This is a genomic window from Flavobacterium myungsuense (genome assembly GCF_042677265.1).
Classification (GTDB): domain Bacteria; phylum Bacteroidota; class Bacteroidia; order Flavobacteriales; family Flavobacteriaceae; genus Flavobacterium; species Flavobacterium myungsuense.
Map to the genome: position 1 here is coordinate 220,623 of NZ_JBHTIZ010000026.1, position 18,142 is coordinate 238,764.

The 18,142-nt window shown below is 30.7% G+C and carries 17 protein-coding genes; 5 read left to right on the forward strand and 12 right to left on the reverse strand.

Annotated elements, in window-relative coordinates:
* Positions 1-39: 39 nt before the first annotated feature.
* Positions 40-1,050 (forward strand): glycosyltransferase family 9 protein, encoded by a 1,011-nt coding sequence (locus ACFQ0S_RS11200; RefSeq protein ID WP_379757729.1) that lies wholly within the window; start codon positions 40-42, stop codon positions 1,048-1,050.
* Position 1,051: 1 nt separating this feature from the next.
* Here the strand turns inward: ACFQ0S_RS11200 and rfbD are convergent, their stop codons facing one another.
* Genes rfbD through ACFQ0S_RS11240 form a run of 8 tightly spaced genes read right to left on the reverse strand, consistent with a single transcriptional unit; the run spans position 1,052 to position 9,318 of the window.
* Positions 1,052-1,891 carry a dTDP-4-dehydrorhamnose reductase gene (gene rfbD, locus ACFQ0S_RS11205; RefSeq protein ID WP_379757731.1) on the reverse strand — a complete coding sequence of 280 codons (840 nt, stop codon included), beginning with the start codon at positions 1,889-1,891 and terminating at the stop codon, positions 1,052-1,054.
* Positions 1,885-2,436 carry a dTDP-4-dehydrorhamnose 3,5-epimerase gene (gene rfbC / locus ACFQ0S_RS11210; RefSeq protein ID WP_379757734.1) on the reverse strand — a complete coding sequence of 184 codons (552 nt, stop codon included), beginning with the start codon at positions 2,434-2,436 and terminating at the stop codon, positions 1,885-1,887. Before rfbC ends, rfbD begins: the two co-directional genes overlap by 7 nt.
* Positions 2,437-2,439: 3 nt before the next feature.
* Entirely contained in the window at positions 2,440-3,297 is an 858-nt protein-coding gene (gene rfbA / locus ACFQ0S_RS11215) for a glucose-1-phosphate thymidylyltransferase RfbA (protein ID WP_379757737.1), read from the reverse strand.
* Positions 3,298-3,324: 27 nt separating this feature from the next.
* The gene (locus ACFQ0S_RS11220; RefSeq protein WP_379757740.1) at positions 3,325-4,323 is read right to left on the reverse strand and encodes a hypothetical protein; all 999 of its coding nucleotides are present in this window, start codon (positions 4,321-4,323) and stop codon (positions 3,325-3,327) included.
* A gap of 7 nt (positions 4,324-4,330) precedes the next feature.
* Complete coding sequence (locus ACFQ0S_RS11225; protein ID WP_379757743.1) at positions 4,331-6,022, reverse strand: DUF6909 family protein; 1,692 nt, start codon at positions 6,020-6,022, stop codon at positions 4,331-4,333.
* 42 nt (positions 6,023-6,064) lie between these two features.
* Positions 6,065-6,946 (reverse strand): carboxypeptidase-like regulatory domain-containing protein, encoded by an 882-nt coding sequence (locus ACFQ0S_RS11230; protein ID WP_379757746.1) that lies wholly within the window; start codon positions 6,944-6,946, stop codon positions 6,065-6,067.
* Entirely contained in the window at positions 6,943-8,442 is a 1,500-nt protein-coding gene (locus ACFQ0S_RS11235) for a GH3 family domain-containing protein (RefSeq protein WP_379757749.1), read from the reverse strand. Before ACFQ0S_RS11235 ends, ACFQ0S_RS11230 begins: the two co-directional genes overlap by 4 nt.
* Positions 8,443-8,448: 6 nt before the next feature.
* Positions 8,449-9,318 (reverse strand): M23 family metallopeptidase, encoded by an 870-nt coding sequence (locus ACFQ0S_RS11240; RefSeq protein ID WP_379757752.1) that lies wholly within the window; start codon positions 9,316-9,318, stop codon positions 8,449-8,451.
* A gap of 99 nt (positions 9,319-9,417) precedes the next feature.
* Here ACFQ0S_RS11240 and tatA point away from each other — a divergent pair, with 99 nt between their 5' ends.
* Positions 9,418-9,612, forward strand: coding sequence for a twin-arginine translocase TatA/TatE family subunit (tatA, locus tag ACFQ0S_RS11245; protein ID WP_379757755.1), 195 nt, complete (start codon positions 9,418-9,420; stop codon positions 9,610-9,612).
* A gap of 69 nt (positions 9,613-9,681) precedes the next feature.
* Here tatA and ACFQ0S_RS11250 read toward each other — a convergent pair whose 3' ends face one another.
* The 4 genes from ACFQ0S_RS11250 to ACFQ0S_RS11265 form a co-directional block, all read right to left on the reverse strand.
* Positions 9,682-11,838, reverse strand: coding sequence for a Tex family protein (locus ACFQ0S_RS11250; protein WP_379757758.1), 2,157 nt, complete (start codon positions 11,836-11,838; stop codon positions 9,682-9,684).
* A 67-nt stretch (positions 11,839-11,905) separates the two neighbouring features.
* Positions 11,906-12,793 (reverse strand): cation diffusion facilitator family transporter, encoded by an 888-nt coding sequence (locus tag ACFQ0S_RS11255; RefSeq protein ID WP_379757924.1) that lies wholly within the window; start codon positions 12,791-12,793, stop codon positions 11,906-11,908.
* 335 nt (positions 12,794-13,128) lie between these two features.
* Positions 13,129-13,557, reverse strand: a complete 429-nt coding sequence (gene rpiB / locus ACFQ0S_RS11260; protein ID WP_379757761.1) for a ribose 5-phosphate isomerase B — start codon at positions 13,555-13,557, stop codon at positions 13,129-13,131.
* Between the two features lie 668 nt (positions 13,558-14,225).
* Positions 14,226-14,459 (reverse strand): DUF2007 domain-containing protein, encoded by a 234-nt coding sequence (locus ACFQ0S_RS11265; protein ID WP_379757764.1) that lies wholly within the window; start codon positions 14,457-14,459, stop codon positions 14,226-14,228.
* A 111-nt stretch (positions 14,460-14,570) separates the two neighbouring features.
* On the opposite strand from ACFQ0S_RS11265, the gene rnr reads away from it, so the two are divergent.
* Genes rnr through ACFQ0S_RS11280 form a run of 3 tightly spaced genes read left to right on the forward strand, consistent with a single transcriptional unit; the run spans position 14,571 to position 18,132 of the window.
* Positions 14,571-16,751, forward strand: a complete 2,181-nt coding sequence (gene rnr / locus ACFQ0S_RS11270) for a ribonuclease R (protein WP_379757767.1) — start codon at positions 14,571-14,573, stop codon at positions 16,749-16,751.
* 2 nt (positions 16,752-16,753) lie between these two features.
* Entirely contained in the window at positions 16,754-17,422 is a 669-nt protein-coding gene (locus tag ACFQ0S_RS11275; protein ID WP_379757770.1) for a head GIN domain-containing protein, read from the forward strand.
* 35 nt (positions 17,423-17,457) lie between these two features.
* A complete protein-coding gene (locus ACFQ0S_RS11280; RefSeq protein ID WP_379757773.1) occupies positions 17,458-18,132 on the forward strand; it encodes a LysE family translocator in 675 nt (224 codons plus the stop codon).
* Positions 18,133-18,142 lie beyond the last annotated feature (10 nt).

Consider the following 18,142-nt stretch of genomic DNA (forward strand, 5'->3'; position numbering starts at 1 on the left):
ACATCTAAATTGTCGAAAAAACCCCAACATATAGCCGTTATGAGACTTTCCGCAATGGGAGATGTCGCCATGACGGTTCCTGTTTTAAGAGCGTTTGTGAAGCAAAATCCGGAAATTAAAATCACTGTAATTTCACGCCCTTTTTTTAAACCTTTTTTCGAAGGAATTCCAAACATTTCTTTCTTTGCTTTTGATGAAAAAAAGCAACACAAAGGATTTTTGGGATTGTTGCGATTGTTTCAAGATTTAAAGCAATTAAACATCGATGCTTTCGCCGACTTTCACGATGTTTTACGGTCTAAAGTTATTAGAACTTTATTTTCTTGGAGCGGAAAAAGAACAGCTTCAGTAGATAAAGGAAGAGCTGAAAAAAAAGCGTTAATGCGTGAAGAAAACAAGATTTTCAAGCCACTACCCACCATGTTTGAAAGGCACGTTGCTGTTTTTGAGCAATTGGGTTTTACTGTAAATTTATCCAATCCTATATTTCCTCCAAAACAAACTTTAGATTCTGAAACAATCCATTTAATTGGAGAAAAGCATGGAAAACTTATTGGAATTGCGCCTTTTGCACAATACGATTCTAAAGTTTATCCAGTCGATTTAATGCAAAAAGTCATAGATGAATTGGCATTAAATGAAAACTACACCATATTGCTTTTTGGTGGTGGGAAAAAAGAAATTGAACTATTGAATTCGCTTTCAAAAAACAAACAGAATGTTATTGTTGTTGCCGGAAAAATAAAATTGGAACAAGAATTACAGCTTTTTTCTAATCTTGATGTGATGCTTTCTATGGATTCTGGAAATGCTCATATTGCTGCGATGCTAGGCATAAATGTTATTACGCTATGGGGAGCAACGCATCCATTTGCTGGTTTTTCTCCATTCAACCAACCTTTCGAAAACGCATTGGTTTCTGATAGAAATGTATTTCCAAAATTACCCACTTCAGTTTACGGAAATAAAAAAGTGGAAGGTTATGAAGAAGCTATGAGAACAATAAAGCTAGAAACAATTGTTGAAAAAATTAGGCGTTATTTAAAATAAGTTACTTATACAATCTTAATGATTCTTTCCAGTCATTGATAGAAATACCAAACTCAGTTTTTATTTTCGATTTATCTAAAACACTGTATTTTGGTCGTTTAGCAGGTGTCGGAAATTCTGATGTTGGTATAGGATTTAAATCAATTATAGTTTTATTAATATTGAATATTTCTTTTGCAAAACCATACCAGCTGGTTTTTCCTTCATTGCTATAATGATAAATTCCGAAATTTTGGCTTCCGCTTAAGACAATTTTAACTAGAGCTTGTGCCAAATCGACAGCATGCGTTGGAGTGCCTATTTGATCATTTACAACGTTTAAACTATTTCTTTCATTAGCAAGTTTAAGCATTGTTTTCATGAAATTATTTCCAAATGATGAATATAACCAAGAAGTTCTTACTATAAAACAATGCTTTAAATGTTTAATTATTTCTATTTCCCCTTCTCTTTTTGTTTTACCATATACTCCTTGAGGATTTGTGGTGTCTTCTTCAGTATATGGTGTTTCTTTAATTCCGTCAAATACAAAATCGGTAGAAACATGAATTAATACGGTACTAAATTCATTACATATTAATGCGATGTTTTTGGCTCCTGTGACATTAACAAGAACAGCTTTTTCAGATTCTGCTTCTGCCTTATCAACTGCAGTATATGCCGCAGCATTAATACAAAAATGAGGTTTAATTAAAGTGAAAATTTCTCGAATGCATTTATTATCAGTAATATCTAATTCCGTTGAAGTATAAAAATGAAATTGAATATCAGAATAGTGCTCCGAAATAAATTGTAACGATTGTCCTAGCTGACCATTAGCACCTGTAACTAAAACTACCATGCTTTTCTAGCGTTATTTAAAGTTGGTTGAATCTTGTCTTTGTCTGAAATAATAAATTCGCTATCCGCTAAACTCCAATCGATATTGATTGTTTGGTCATTATATAAAATTCCTCCTTCACTTTCTTTATTGTAAAAGTTATCACATTTGTAAAAAAATGTTGCGGTTTCGCTCAATACTAAAAAACCATGAGCAAATCCTTTAGGAACATAAAACTGATTTTGATTTTCTGCAGATAAAATTACAGAAACATATTCTCCAAACGTTTTAGAACTAGGTCGAATATCAACAGCTACATCTAATACTTCTCCAGATAACACTCGAACCAATTTTGACTGAGCATGCTCTCCAACTTGATAATGTAAGCCTCTTAAAACTCCTTTTGATGAAAAAGACTGATTGTCTTGTACAAAATGAACATTTTGACCTATTCCATTTTGAAATGTTCTCTCATTAAAACTTTCCATAAAATAACCTCTATCGTCAGTGATTATTTTTGGTTCAATAATGAAACACCCTTCCAATTTTGTGGCGATGAAATTCATAAACTATATTATACTCATTAAATGACTACCATAACCACTTTTTAATAATGGCTGGGCTAATATTATTAATTGATCTGCATCTATATAACCCATTCTAAATGCGGCCTCTTCTATAGATCCTATTTTTAAACCTTGACGCTCTTCTATAACTTGAACAAATTGTCCCGCCTGCATTAAAGAATTAAATGTTCCTGTATCAAGCCAAGCAGTTCCTCTATCAAGAATGCTTACTTTTAACTTTCCTCTATCAAGATATTCTTTATTAATATCTGTTATTTCTAGTTCTCCTCTGTGACTAGGTTTTATATTTGCAGCAATTTCTACTACATCATTGTCATAAAAATAAATACCAGGCACTGCATAATTAGATTTTGGATGCTCTGGTTTCTCTTCTATTGAAAGCACTTTACCATAACTATCAAAATCAACAACTCCATAACGCTCAGGATCATGAACATGATAAGCATATATAATTCCGCCATCTGGATTGTTATTTGCTAATAATAAATCAGATAATCCTGTTCCATAAAATATATTATCTCCAAGAACTAAGGCTACTTTATCGTTTCCTATAAACTCTTTTCCAATAATAAATGCTTCTGCTAACCCATTAGGATTTTCTTGAACAGCGTATTCAAAACGACAACCTAATTTTTTCCCATCACCTAATAATTGTCTAAATAATGGTAAATCATGCGGTGTTGATATGATTAAAATCTCTTTAATACCGGACAACATTAATGTTGACAAAGGATAGTAAATCATTGGTTTATCGTAAATTGGCATTAACTGTTTACTAACAGCTAAAGTTAGTGGATGCAACCTTGTTCCTGAACCACCGGCTAATATTATTCCTTTCATAGCAATCTGTTTTAGAATGTTATTGGGTTAATTTTGGTTTGCTTTTTCAGCTTGTTTCTTGTAAAAACTGATGAAAAAATGTATCAAAATAAAAATAAAAATAAACAAAAAGGGTAAAATAAATTTTAACTTTCCGTTAATTGATTTAGTGTTTTCAATGTTTAAAGTGGTACTATTATCTTTTATTATTTTATCTGCGCTGACAAGTTGTAACCTAAGGTATCCTTTTTCCGATATTAACTTATTCTTTGTTTCTATAGCATCATTTAATTGAGTGTTCTCATTATAATATACTAACTTATCACTTTTAATATTTTGACTACTATCCGTTTTCTTAGTGAAATTATTCAAAAACCCATCTATTTGAGCAATAATATCATCATTAGCTTTTATTTTTGATTCGATATTGTTGATCTCTTGCTTTTGAACTCTACTATAAAAGGAACTTTTATTAAGAAAATTTAAAATTGGTTCAACTGTTTCCTTTACATGGTTTTTATTTGTTGTGCTTATTGTTATTAAATAATGAGAGTAACTTTTACTCATTACTTTGTCTTCAACGATTTTCTTTATATCTCCGTTTTCAACCATTAACTTTAATAATTCAAAACTTTGATTATTTTCACTTGCCGTATTAATAAATTTATTTAAGTCAACTATAGGATTTACACTAATTTTTAAAAGATAGTTAGGGTCTTTTATACCTATCTGTTTTAAAAACACAAAATCGCCTTCTTTAATTTTAGATTCAATTAAATTTATTTTAGAATATAAATAATCTGTGCTTTTAAAATTGGGTTCAACTATAATTTGATGATCGAAAGTCTTGTATGCCTTATCAAAATAAAGTCCTAACCCCACTGATATAATTATAATTATTAAAATAATTTTACTTTTTTTGATTAAAAATTGAAGTGTTTTAAAAATTGAAGTATTGATTTTTTGAAAAAAAATTCCTATTTTTTCTGAGATTAGTGCTAAATCAATTTCTTGATCCTCTATTTTTTTATTTGAGTTTGTGCTCATTATCTTTTTATTGTATGTTAAAAATTTGTTCTAATATCTTTATTGTAATTAAATAAGTAGGCTTTACTCCGGTAGTCCCTAATCCTCCTGAGGCCAATGTGCTACCTGTTTCTAAAGGATTATCTGAAGCATAATAAGCATATCTTACTTTTACATCTTGGTTGATGCTTTTTCTGATTTTCGATGCTGATTGGATGGCTTTTTGATAATAAGCGCCTTCCATTTCTAATCCTATAACTCCCCAAGTCGATTCATGGAAAAACTTTAGTAAGTCTTTATTTTGTAGTGAAGTGCCCAAAACGGTTACCATTGGGCCAGCAAATACATCAATATTATTTCCTTCTAACATTTCCTTTGTTAATTCGTTTTCAAAAGTATAGTTATCACCAGTTCCTTCATTAATATGGGCTGATGGAATCATAATATCTCCTTTTCCTCCTTGCAGAATACCCGCTTTTCCCATAATAGAAACCGATGCCACATTCATAAACACTTTTTTATCTTTTGTTTCTTGAAATGGCTTTAATAATTCGTCTATTGTTTCATAGGCTTGCTCGCCAAAGGCATAATCCATAACAATTAATACTGGTTTTAATTCACCAAATTTTGCATTAGCAAAAGCCGATTTTTTTAAATCGATTTTAGCGGTGTCAAATATTTGAACATCAATGTTTGTGCCTGAAAAATCTGGTAAAGATATCATACCGTATTGTTTGGCAAATTCCTCAACTTTATTTCTTACATCATGAGCGCCTGATTTACTTAACTCTTCATAAATAAAAAAATCGGTTTGATCTTTGAATTTTGTTTTTAAAACATGGGTTGCAAAAATAGAATTCATAACGCTATGCATATTAGCACTTATAATATGAATTGGTCGGTCTAAAAGTTGATTTTGTTTTAAGACTTCTTTTATGTTTGTAGCCCAAATTTCACCATGAATATGATGTCCTAAACGCTCTCTTAAAATCGGACTAAAGGTAATTGTACGTTTTTCATTTCCTATGGCTTCTTCTATGGCTAATTTTCCTAACCAATAAATAATATGAAGAAAACGATCTGGTTTTTCTGCTGTTCCAAAAGCATCATAAATATCTAATACTTCTGAAAAAGTTCTACCAAGAATATTCGCAGCATGTGAAATAGTTTTTTCTTTATCTATTAATGTTAACTTTTTATCTTGATAAACAGCTTCTTCTAATTTTTGCCAATCGCGAGTTACTTCTCCGCTTTCATCAATTAAAATTCTGTTTTTTATTTTATGAGATTCTATGAAAATAAAAGTCAAATGTGTCAAAATATCATAAATATCTGATCGCCCTCGAGTAATTTCAATATTCATTTGTTCGTCATCAATTCGATAACAATTACGTCTTCTTTTTGGGGGAACTATAGCCTTAAAATGTGATTTAGAATATCCTTCATCTGATGTTAAATTAATAAACTGACATTGTTCTATTCCAACAGGTAGCCTTTCAATTACATATAAAAGTCCGTTTAATTCTACTTTTTCTTCTGCAATGGTTCCGTATATTTCAGGGCGTAATGATAATAATGCTTCTCTTAATGTTTCTCCCGATACCCCCATTGGTTTATAGAATCCTCTATTGAACAAATGGCGCATTGTGATGTACAATTTTTCAACAGCACTAGACGATTCTTGTGCTCTTGATCGTACTATATTTTTAATTTCTTTCATTTATTTTATGATTTATAACCTGCAAATGTAAGGTTTTTATTTTTAGTTCGTTAATATCAAATTTATTGCTGGCTCGTATATCATAATTTTTTTTGTCGAATTCTGTTCGTTTTCATTGGTTTGCCTGCTCCATTTACCACCTGAAAAAGTATATAAATATTCTTTTTCTACATAATTATAAAGCACAAACGGATAATAAGTTTTTTTAGTTTGCAATGTATTTGTGTTTTTATCTAAAAAAGTTTTTTCAAGTTTATTGTTTTCTATAATTAATTTTTCGAAACCAATAAATAGTCCTTCTTTAGGCATTTTTAAATTGAATTTGGTTACATTAAATGCTGTTTTATTTACGCCTTTATCAACAGAAACTATAAAATTCTTGTCTAAAATTTCATCAGTAGGAAAACCATTCGAATCTACTTTATAAAAATGAATTTTTATGGAAGCATTATCTATTTTACTGTCGGTAAAAATGGTAATTTTTTTTATAAATCTTGTTTTTTTATAGGATTCTAAATAGGGGAAAAACTTAGTGTCTATTCGAGGTCCGTTGTCAAAAGCTTCTAAAATAGCATTCTCTGTTTGTCCAATTTCAATTTCTCTTGTCTCTTTTCGTTTAGAGATAATTATTTCTTCTAACTGATAGGTTGTTTGAACGAGATTTACTAGGTTTGAGTCAGCTATTTTAACTGTTTTTTTTTCATACCCTAAGGCTGAAAAAATTAAGTTTTTGCTTTTTTCTGATACATTTATAGAAAATGCTCCGTTTTCTTCGCTGGTACTTCCGTAATTTTCGTTTTGAACCCAAATACTCACATAAGGAATGGGCTGACCGGTTATGCTATCTTTAACAACACCTTTTATTTGAGCTGAGATAGAGAAAGCAGTAAAAATAAATAAAAGAAAAAAGATTTTTATTTTCATCCGTTTATTTGTTCTACTACTAATAAATCAACAATAGCTCTATCATTACTTAGTCTTGGTATTTTATTTTGTCCGCCTAATTTTCCTATCGATTTCATGTAATCCTGAAAACCATTTTTAACGACTTTTGTTATAACTAATCTCCTAAGCACTTTACCAACAATCAAATCATCATAATATACGTTTTGTTTTCGCATGGCTGTGTTAATTGCTTCTTCAAATAAGGTTAAATTTTTTGGCTCGTTTTCAAATTCTATAAACCATTCGTGATAAGGCAAGCCTGCATTTGGAGTAATTTGTGGAGCCACCGTAAATTCATTTATTCGTATTGAAGTTCCTATTATTGCCTCTTGTAAAGCACTTTCTACTTCTTTACCTATAACATGTTCTCCAAAAGCAGAAATAAAATGTTTTATTCGTCCAGAAACTATAACTCTATACGGTTTTAAACAAGTAAACTGAACGGTATCGCCAATATTATAACCCCACAAACCTGCATTTGTAGAAATTATCAATACATAATTTACTCCAATTTCTACTTCACCTATCGTATATCTTTTCGGGTTTTGTGACGAGAACTCTTCTACTTTTATAAATTCATAGAAAATTCCTGAATTTAAAAGCAACAGCATTCCTTTCTCTTTTTGTGAATCTTGATAAGCAAAAAAACCTTCCGAAGCGGGAAATAATTCTATACAATCAACCTTTCTACCTATCAAATTTTCGAATTTGGCTCGATACGGTTCATAGTTTACACCTCCGTAAATAAATAAGTTGAAGTTTTTGAAAATTTCTCCAACAGGCTTTTGACCTTTTTCTTTCAATTTTTCAAAATACATTTGAACCCAAGACGGAATTCCAGAAATCACAGTCATGTTTTCGTTAAAAGTTTCTTCAACAATAGCATTAACCTTAGTTTCCCAATCTTCAATACAATTGGTCTCCCATGATGGCATTCTGTTTTTTTGTAAATATTTCGGAACAAAGTGTGCAACTATTCCTGATAATCTTCCTAAATGTATTCCATTTTTTTCTTCCAAAATTGGACTTCCTTGCAGGAAAATCATTTTTCCGTTTACAAAATCAGCTTTTCCTGTTTCATAAATGTAATGTAAAATAGCATTTCGCGCCGCTTCAATATGATATGGCATAGAGTCGGCCGTCAGAGGGATATATTTTGCTCCAGATGTAGTTCCTGACGTTTTTGCAAAATACAAGGGTTTCCCTTTCCATAGTACGTTAGCTTCTCCTTTTACAACTCGATCAACATAGGGTTTTAAAGCTTCATAATCCCTTATAGGAACTGCTTTTGCAAAATCATCAAACGTTGTTATTTGGTTGAAATTATGGTCAATACCAAAATGAGTGTTTCTTGCTTCAAATAGTATTTTTTCAAATACTTTTTGCTGCGTCTCTATAGGATTTTGAGCCCAATTTCGAGTTTTATTGTAGATAATATTTGCAAAAACTTTTGCTGCAATCGTTTTTAATGACATAACTAATTATTCAAATTCTATGAATTGTGTCGGATCAATAGGATAACCGTCTTTCCAAAGTTCAAAATGTAAATGCGTTCCTGAAGACTCTTTTCCTTTCGAACCAGCTAAAGCTATAACTTCTCCTGTTTTTACAATGTCGCCCTGTGATTTTGATAACGAAGCAACATCTTTATAAACTGAAATAAAACCATTATTGTGTCGCAAAATAATTACGTTTCCTGATGAGGGTGACCAATCTGCAAATATAATCGTACCGTTCAAGATAGCTTTAATTGGAGTATTTTTTGTTAAAGCAATATCTATTGCAAAATGTTTCTTTTTTAAACTAAATTTTTCCGTAATTGACCCTTTAACGGGTGGAAATAGTAAAATACTTTCTTTTGATTGTGCCTTTTCAAAAAGATTGTATTTGTCTTCTTTTGCTACTTGTTCCCGTAATTTTAAATCGGCGTCTGACGGTTTTAAATCTTGTTCTTCAGTAACCTCAACTTTAGAGGCTAAAATAGAATCTTTATTGAGTTTAGCATAATCTAAATCGCCAATTAACACTTTTTTAATTGAGGCTATATATGCTTCATTGTTTTTTATAGACAAGGCTAGAGAGTCAGATTTTAAAGCCAATTCAGTTGCGTCTTTTTTTAATTGATTGGAAGCATAACCAGGAATGTATTCCCGTAATGGTGTAAAAGCAATGATATAGGTAGTAATAAATATGATTAAAATAGCTCCAACGGTTGCCACTACAAAAACATTCATTAACGTTAATTTTAAAGAGAAAATTTCTTCAAATGTATCTTCGTTCAAAATAACCAAACGGTTTTTTGTAAAGAGTTTCTTCTTTAATATTTGTCTTTTGAGCCGTTTTTCGGACATGTTTTTGATTTGTTCTACAAATATATAAATTTATAGTAGTTTTATGATTGATATGTTTTTTTGTTATTATCTTTGCTTTAACAAATAAATTTTAAAAACATGATTGCATCTGTAATATTTTTAGGAGAAGTTGGTCCTATGCAAATTATACTTGTTTTGGCTATTATACTACTTCTTTTTGGAGGTAAAAAAATTCCAGAATTAATGAAAGGATTAGGAAGTGGTGTTAAAGAATTTAAAAACGCCGCCAAAGAAGATCAAACTGCTGAGAAAAAAGACGAGACTAAAGAGTAAATTTTTAGTTTAGATTGAAATTCCAACTTTCAAATTGATTATAATTTGAAAGTTGGAATTTTTTGTTTTTTAAATCACCATCGTCAACTGAATTCGCTTCCGATCCTCATCTACCTCAACTACTTTTACAGTAACGTGTTGATGTAATTTTACCACTTCGTTTACATCGCTTACAAAACCGGCTTTAAGTTGCGAAATGTGCACCAAACCGCTTTCTTTAATTCCAACATCGACAAAGCAACCAAAAGCTGTAATGTTGTTTACAATTCCAGGTAAAATCATTCCTTTACTAAGGTCTTTAATCGTTTTTACATTAGAATCAAATTCGAAAACTTTAGCAGCTTTTCTTGGGTCTAATCCTGGTTTTTCTAGTTCTTTAATAATGTCTTTTAAGGTTAAGATACCAACATCAGGTGTCACATATTTTTCAGGTTGAATTAAAGCAGTTTTAGCTGTATTGGCAATTAAATTATGAACCGATAATTGTAAATCTTTTGCCATCTTTTCAACAATTCCGTAGGCTTCAGGATGAACAGCAGAATTGTCTAATGGGTTTTTTGCATTTGATATTCTTATAAAAGCTGCTCCTTGCTGATAGGCTTTTTCGCCTAAACGAGGCACTTTTTTAAGTTGTTTTCTATCCAGAAAAGGACCATTTTCAGATCGGTATTGCACAATATTTTCGGCAAGCTTCTCTCCTATTCCGCTTACGTAGCTCAGTAAATGTTTACTTGCCGTATTAATGTTTATTCCAACAGAGTTTACACATCGAATAACTGTTGCGTCTAATTCTTCTTTTAACTTATTTTGGTCTACATCGTGCTGGTACTGCCCCACACCTATTGCTTTGGGATCTATTTTTACTAATTCTGCTAAAGGGTCAGATAATCGTCTTCCAATAGAAACCGAACCTCTAACCGTAACATCGTAGTTCGGAAACTCTTCTCTTGCAATTTTTGATGCTGAATATACTGATGCGCCAGCTTCTGAAACTACAAAAACTTGAATTGGATTGGCTTCGCCCTGTTCGCCTTTGGCTCGAGTTTCAAATGCTATTTTCTTTATAAAAAATTCGGTTTCTCGACTGGCAGTTCCGTTACCTATAGCAATAGCATCAATTTTATACGAATTGACCATAGATCGTATTTTTTTCATCGCCATAAGATCTTCTTTTTGTGGCGCATGCGGATATATAGTTTCGTTGTACAACAAATCGCCTTTCTCGTCTAAACAGACTACTTTACAGCCCGAACGAAAACCAGGATCAATGGCTAAAATTCGTTTCTCACCTAAAGGCGGTGCTAACAATAATTGACCAAGATTTGTTGCAAAAACATGTATTGCCGTAGCATCTGCTTTCGCTTTAGCTTCTTGTAATGTTTCATTAGCAATTGCAGGGTGAAGTAATCGTTTGTAGGAGTCTTCGATGGCTAATTGCATCTGTGAGAATGCGGGAGAGTTGCCATTTTTTATGATAATTTCGTCTATCAAATCATACCCTTCATCGCTATCTACATCAATTTTTAGTTTCACGAAACCTTCATTTTCTGCACGAAGCATGGCTAGTAATCGATGTGATGGAGCTTTGCTTAAATTTTCGGACCAATCAAAATATTGAGAAAATTTTTGCGCTCTTTCGTCTTCAGCTTTCTTTTTTACAACTTTTGTTTCAATATTGGCTTTACGTTGATACAATCTTCGTAATTGCTTTCGAACATAAATATTTTCGTTAATCCATTCGGCAATAATGTCTCGAGCGCCCTGTAAAGCTTCGTCTTCATTTCGTACTTTTTCATTCAAATATTTCGATGAAATAAAATCAACATCGTCATTATTTTGAGCCATTATGATCTTTGCTAAAGGCTCTAATCCGTTTTCACGAGCGACATCGGCGCGCGTTTTTTTCTTCTTTTTATAGGGTAAATAAATATCTTCTAACTCTTGCAAATCGAAGCATTCGGTAATTTTTTTAGACAAATCTGGTGTTAATTGTCCTTGCTCGTCAATAGTTTTTAAAATGCTTTCTTTTCGCTTTATAATTTCATCATAGAGTTTAGAAAGTTTTGCAATTTGTTCAATTTGAACCTCATCGAGATTGCCCGTCGTGTCTTTTCTGTATCGAGAAATAAACGGAATGGTACAATCTTCAGAAAGTAATTGTACTGTATTTTTAATGTTTATTGCAGCTGTTTGAACAGTTTTGGATATGAATTGTATGTTGGTCATTTGGTTTATTTTAATCTCAATATTTGCCTTAGTGTTGTTGAATAAATTTATAAAAATTTAGCAGTACTTAATCCTGAACAATACTATCTTTTGAGTCTTCTTTCTTAAATTCGGGTTGAATATTAATGTGGTTGATATGGAATTTTTCATATAATACGAGTTCTATTTGATGAAGTAAATTGTTGAATTCACTCATTTTAATATCGTTCGAACAATCTAAATGCGCTTCAAGATGTAATTCTTCGTCATTTAAATTCCAAACATGAATGTGATGCAACTTCCCTACTCCTGAAATTTTGTGTACTTCACTTACTATTTCTTTTATATTAATGTGATCTGGGGTAAAAAGCATCAGCATTTTTGTAGAAGTTCTCAATAAATCTATACCAACAAAAATTAAATAAACTGCAATTAGAATAGTCATCACACTATCGACCCAAAACCATTGGAAATATTTCATCAACAACCCTCCTATTAACACCGCAACTGATGCTAACATATCTGTAAACAAATGCAAATAAGCCGACTTCATATTGATGTTATGCTCTGAATCTTTCTTAAGAATAATTGCTGAAATTCCGTTGAAAACGATTCCTAAAAAAGACAATCCTATTACTAAATTAGAACTAATAATAATGGGATTAGTGAAACGAATGAAAGCTTCATAAATAAGGAAAATCGCTACTATAATTAAGGTTATCGAATTGACAAAAGCGGCAATAATTTCGGCACGTTTGTAACCAAAAGTTCTATTCTCATTAGCATCTTTCTTTGATAATCGATGTGCAAAAAGACTAAGCACCAGAGAAATTACATCACTGAAATTATGCAAGGCATCTGATAGTAAGGCTAAACTTCCTGAAAGTATTCCACCAATTACTTGTGCAACCGTAATTAAAATATTCAGTAAAATAGAAAAAAGTAGATTCTTATCTTTTACTTCGTGGGTGTGTATGTTAGACAATTGAAGATGAAATTAAATGATATATTTTAAACCCTAAATCAACATATAAAAATCCAATAGGAATATTAAGAAAAAGTAAAAAAAGTGCCGCTAATATTGGCTTTCTATAATCCTTATTATTGCTATAACTAATCAAAAGTTGAATTGTAAAAAATGTATTTATAAAAAATGCACTTACCATAAATAAAAGTGAAAAATATATAGTTCCGTGAAAATGTGTAAGATAATAAAGTAATAAAATAATGCTTCCTATAAGAAAAGTAAAAAAAGCTACTCGCTTACTTATATAAATTTGAACTTTACAATCTTTAGAAAAAAAATCCATTTTAACAACTTATTTTATCCACTCTATTTTGATGCCTTCCGCCCTCAAAAGCAGTACTTAAAAACGTTTCCACCATTTCAACCGCCTGAGGAATCGATGTAAAACGTGCAGGAATACTTATAATATTGGCATCATTATGCTGACGTGCTAAAGCTGCAATTTCTTTGGTCCAACATAAGGCAGCGCGTACTTTAGGATGTTTATTTACCGTCATAGCAATTCCGTTTCCGCTACCGCAAATTACTATACCAAAATCTACTTTCCCATCAGAAACATCATTTGCAACAGGATGTCCAAAATCTGGATAATCAACACTATCTACTGTATCGGTTCCGTAATTTGTTATTTCGTATCCTTTTGCCTTTAGCATATTTACAATGGCTATTTTATAATCTGGACCTGCGTGATCGTTTCCTATAGCGATTTTCATTTTATATTTTTTAAGTTGTGCTATGCAAATTTACCAAAACTAATTTGTTTATTTCGATTACCAAAAACAAATAAACAAAAGGAAAATTTAACTTTCTTATAATAAGCGTAATAGTATCTTTAATGTATTTACATTTAAATATAAAACTCTATAAATCAATAACTTGAAAATTTTAAAATTCGTTATGTTAACAATTAAAACTAATTACTTGATAATCAGTTAACTTTAAATTAACATTATATGTTAACAACTTTAGATAGAATTTTAGAACTATTTCTTGTTTGTATCGGTTTAAATTGTAATCCAAAACCGAGATGAAAAAACCTAATTTAGTTTCTTGAATTTTTATAAAAGTTATAAGCTGTTTTAAAACATTTGTTAACAAAAAAGAGGTGTTGAACTTATTTACAAAAGGAATGTTTTTTCATTTATTAACAGTTGTTAATTGTTTTTTGAAATGACTTTGAAATGAAGCTTTTAAACTAAAATAAGTATGTTAACAAGTCTTTATAAATAAGTATAACTATAAAATCACTATTTTAAAATTAAAGTTATTGTACCTATTAACAAGCTATAATAACCATTATAAATTAATTTAAAATTCAATTTTCTTTTTATTGTTTTTAATAGATGTTGAAAACTTTACATTTTAAATATTATTTACAATTTCAAACAATATCTAAATTAGTATTCATTTGATCTAAAATTTCTTGAACTTGTAAAACATCGTTTGGATGCACTTGTAAATCAATTCCGCCGTAAGCAAAACTTGCTAATGGATCTATAGCAACTAAATTCTCATTTTTTAAAAAATACGGAATTCCTTCCCGTTCTAAAATAGATTTTAAAACAATAGTTTCGTGTGCAAAATTAAATGTGGCAATCGTTACAAATTCATTCATTTTTATTTTTTTATAAAGATAGTTAAATGTTACTTTTTAGATAAATCTTAAAACTAAATACTTTTATCTTAATACTTCTTCGTAATTTTAAACTTTATTATAAAAAAGATTATGAGTAAATTCCCAAAAAAGTTTGGAAAAAAGGAGAAAACCTTCTCTGAAAAGATTTTAAAAATACTATCACAAAACGCAAATAAACCATTCAATTACAAGCAAATATGTGCCGTTCTAGAATTAGACGATACTAAAAGCAGAAACGAAATCATTAAAGATTTAAAAATTCTTGCAGCACAAAAAGTGATTATTGAAAGTGAACCAGGAAAATATTTAGTAAAAGCCATTTCGCAAGATTATTTCGAAGGCACTATCGATATGACTTCAAGAAGAACTGCTTATTTTATTTCTCCTGATATTGAAGAAGATGTTTTTATTCCTACCAATAATTTAAATCATGCACTAGATAAAGATAAAGTTAAGGTATATGTGTACAATAGACGTCGTGGTAAAAGACCTGAAGGTGAAGTTATTGAAGTTTTAGAACGAAATAAAACAGAGTTTGTTGGAGTTATTGACATTCAAAAGAATTTTGCTTTTGTAACAACTGCAAATGCTAAAATGTATACCGATATTTTTATTCCAAAAGATAAATACAACGGTGCAGAACAAGGTGATGTTGTTGTGGTTAAAATTGAAGATTGGCCTAAAAAAGCCGATTCACCATTTGGTTCAGTAATTAATGTTTTAGGAAAACCTGGAGAACACGATACTGAAATTCATGCTATTCTTGCCGAGTATGGTTTGCCTTATGATTTTCCGGTTGAAGTTGAAGTTTTTGCACAAAAAATAGATACAACAATTCAAGAAAGTGAAGTGGCTAAACGTCGTGACATGCGAGATACGCTAACGTATACAATAGACCCAAAAGATGCAAAAGATTTTGACGATGCACTATCTTTTAAAAAATTAGAAAACGGAAATTACGAAATTGGTGTTCATATTGCCGATGTTTCGCATTATTTACAAGAAGGAACCATTCTAGATGATGAAGCATACAATCGAGGTACTTCGGTTTATTTAGTAGATAGAGTGGTACCAATGTTACCTGAAGTTTTATCAAATTTTGCTTGTTCGTTGCGCCCTAATGAAGAAAAATATACATTTTCAGCCATTTTCGAAATAGATGAAAAAGCTACTGTTAGAAACCAATGGTTTGGAAGAACAGTGATTAATTCTGATCAACGGTTTTCGTATGAAGAAGCACAAGTAATTATTGAAACAAAAGCGGCTATAATTCCAGCTGAAATTTCTCTTACTGGTGCAACATACAGAGCATCGGATGAAATTACAGAAGCGACTTTAAAATTAGATGAATTAGCTAAAATTCTTAGAAGAAATAGAATGAATAATGGCGCAATATCTTTTGATAAAGTCGAAGTAAAATTCAATTTAACAGTAGAAGGCGAGCCTGAAGGCGTTTATTTTAAAGTTTCTAAAGATGCTAATCACTTAATAGAAGAATTCATGCTTCTTGCTAATAGAAAAGTAGCTGAATATATCGGAAAACAAAAGAAAACTTTCGTGTATAGAATTCACGATGAACCTAACGAAGACAAGCTTTTTGCCATGCAAGCGTTGATTTCTAAATTTGGTTACAAGATTGATTTAAGAGATAAAAAGGATATTTCAAAATCGTTAAACCAATTAATGTCAGATGTAAACGGTAAGAAAGAACAAAATTTAATCGATACTTTAGCAATTCGAACGATGAGTAAAGCCAAATATTCGACAGAAAATATTGGTCACTACGGTTTGGCTTTCGATTACTACAGCCATTTTACATCGCCAATCAGACGTTATCCAGATGTAATGGTACATCGATTACTGCAATATTATTTAGATGGTGGAAAAAGCGTCGATTCAGATGTTTTTGAAGAAAAATGCGTTCATTCTAGCAATATGGAAAGTCTAGCTACAAATGCCGAAAGAGATTCTATAAAATACATGCAAATAAAATACATGCAAGACCACAAAGACGAAGAGTTCTTGGGTGTTATTTCTGGTGTAACCGAATGGGGAATTTATGTAGAAATCATCTCGAATAAATGCGAAGGAATGTGCAGAATTCGAGAAATAAAAGACGATTATTACACCTTTGATGAAAAGCAATACGCATTAGTAGGAGAAATTTCTAAGAGTATTTTACAATTAGGAGACGAAGTTTACGTTAAAGTAAAAAATGCCGATTTGGTTAAGAAACAATTGGATTTTACTTTTTTAAGAAAAAACGAATAAATATGAAAAAGTTAGTTTATTTTTTATTGTTAATCACTTCGATTTCATTTTCACAAACTGAAAAAGAAGTTGGAGATTTCAACAAAGTTACGTCATTTGATAAAATAGATGTTGTATTGGTGCCTTCATCTGAAAATAAAGTGTTACTGAACGGTTCAGGTTCAAATGAAGTAGAATTAGTCAATAAAAACGGAGAATTAAAAATAAGATTACCATTAACGAAGTTATTATCTGGTGATAACATTTCGGCAACCGTTTACTATAAAAATATTGATGCAGTAGAAGCTAATGAAGGCTCAAGAATTTCAAGCGAAGCTACTTTTAATTCCACAGCTTTTGATATTATTGCTAAAGAAGGCTCAGAAATTAAAATTAAAATTGCGACAGAAAGAGTAACCGTAAAAGTCTCCAATGGTTCTAAAGTAGAATTAGAAGGCAAAGCAACAAATCAAGACGTTCTTATTAATTCTGGAGGTATTTATGAAGCTGAAAAATTAATTACTAATCAAACCATAATTACTGCAAATGCTGGTGGAGAAGCTACTGTTTATGCAACTGATTTTGTAGATGCAAAAGTTCGTGCAGGTGGCGATATTACCATTTACGGAAAACCTAAACAAATTAATCAAAAGATAGTTGCAGGCGGTAGAATAGAAGAAGCTAAGAAATAATTCCTTATTTTTGGTTTTGTTTTAAATAGTAATAAATGATTGAAGATATTTTATCAGGAATACCATTAGGAATTTTTTTAAGTTTAATGGTAGGTCCTGTTTTTTTTGTGTTATTAGAAACCAGTGCTGTAAAAGGATTTAGAGCTGCTTTTGTATTTGATTTAGGAGTGGTTTTAGCCGATATTGTTTTTATTTCTATTGCTTATTTTAGTAGTTATCGGCTCATTCAAACCATAAAAAACGATCCTGCAATTTATATTTTTGGTGGAATATTAATGTTTACTTATGGCATAATTTCTTTATTAAAAATACATAAAACGTCTAAAAATCTAGATAGAAAAACCATAAACGAAATATTAAAAAAAGATTATTTAAGTTTATTTATCAAAGGGTTTTTATTAAATTTTATAAATGTTGGGGTATTACTTTTTTGGTTTTTAATACTCATCACAATTGGACCAAAATTACAATTAGAAACCCCCAGAATGATTGTTTTTTTCTCCACAGTAATTGCTAGTTACCTCATAATAGACATTGGAAAAATTATATTAGCCAAGCAATTAAAACACAAAATGACACCAAACAACATTCTTAAAATAAAAAAGCTTATCAGTATTTTGTTACTTATTTTCGGAATGGTTTTAATGTTTCAAGGTTGGTTTCCAAGCGAAAATAAATTGGCTAAAAAGGTCTTGGAGAAGATAGAGTAGGAGGTTCTAA

What these genes read in the sequence shown, in the direction of transcription:
- ACFQ0S_RS11200 (WP_379757729.1), top strand. Translation starts at nt 40, where the DNA reads ATGAGACTTTCCGCAATGGGAGATGTCGCCATGACGGTTCCTGTTTTA.
- rfbD (WP_379757731.1), bottom strand. Translation starts at nt 1,891, where the DNA reads ATGGTAGTTTTAGTTACAGGTGCTAATGGTCAGCTAGGACAATCGTTA.
- rfbC (WP_379757734.1), bottom strand. Translation starts at nt 2,436, where the DNA reads ATGAATTTCATCGCCACAAAATTGGAAGGGTGTTTCATTATTGAACCA.
- rfbA (WP_379757737.1), bottom strand. Translation starts at nt 3,297, where the DNA reads ATGAAAGGAATAATATTAGCCGGTGGTTCAGGAACAAGGTTGCATCCA.
- ACFQ0S_RS11220 (WP_379757740.1), bottom strand. Translation starts at nt 4,323, where the DNA reads ATGAGCACAAACTCAAATAAAAAAATAGAGGATCAAGAAATTGATTTA.
- ACFQ0S_RS11225 (WP_379757743.1), bottom strand. Translation starts at nt 6,022, where the DNA reads ATGAAAGAAATTAAAAATATAGTACGATCAAGAGCACAAGAATCGTCT.
- ACFQ0S_RS11230 (WP_379757746.1), bottom strand. Translation starts at nt 6,946, where the DNA reads ATGAAAATAAAAATCTTTTTTCTTTTATTTATTTTTACTGCTTTCTCT.
- ACFQ0S_RS11235 (WP_379757749.1), bottom strand. Translation starts at nt 8,442, where the DNA reads ATGTCATTAAAAACGATTGCAGCAAAAGTTTTTGCAAATATTATCTAC.
- ACFQ0S_RS11240 (WP_379757752.1), bottom strand. Translation starts at nt 9,318, where the DNA reads ATGTCCGAAAAACGGCTCAAAAGACAAATATTAAAGAAGAAACTCTTT.
- tatA (WP_379757755.1), top strand. Translation starts at nt 9,418, where the DNA reads ATGATTGCATCTGTAATATTTTTAGGAGAAGTTGGTCCTATGCAAATT.
- ACFQ0S_RS11250 (WP_379757758.1), bottom strand. Translation starts at nt 11,838, where the DNA reads ATGACCAACATACAATTCATATCCAAAACTGTTCAAACAGCTGCAATA.
- rpiB (WP_379757761.1), bottom strand. Translation starts at nt 13,557, where the DNA reads ATGAAAATCGCTATAGGAAACGATCACGCAGGTCCAGATTATAAAATA.
- ACFQ0S_RS11265 (WP_379757764.1), bottom strand. Translation starts at nt 14,459, where the DNA reads ATGAATGAATTTGTAACGATTGCCACATTTAATTTTGCACACGAAACT.
- rnr (WP_379757767.1), top strand. Translation starts at nt 14,571, where the DNA reads ATGAGTAAATTCCCAAAAAAGTTTGGAAAAAAGGAGAAAACCTTCTCT.
- ACFQ0S_RS11275 (WP_379757770.1), top strand. Translation starts at nt 16,754, where the DNA reads ATGAAAAAGTTAGTTTATTTTTTATTGTTAATCACTTCGATTTCATTT.
- ACFQ0S_RS11280 (WP_379757773.1), top strand. Translation starts at nt 17,458, where the DNA reads ATGATTGAAGATATTTTATCAGGAATACCATTAGGAATTTTTTTAAGT.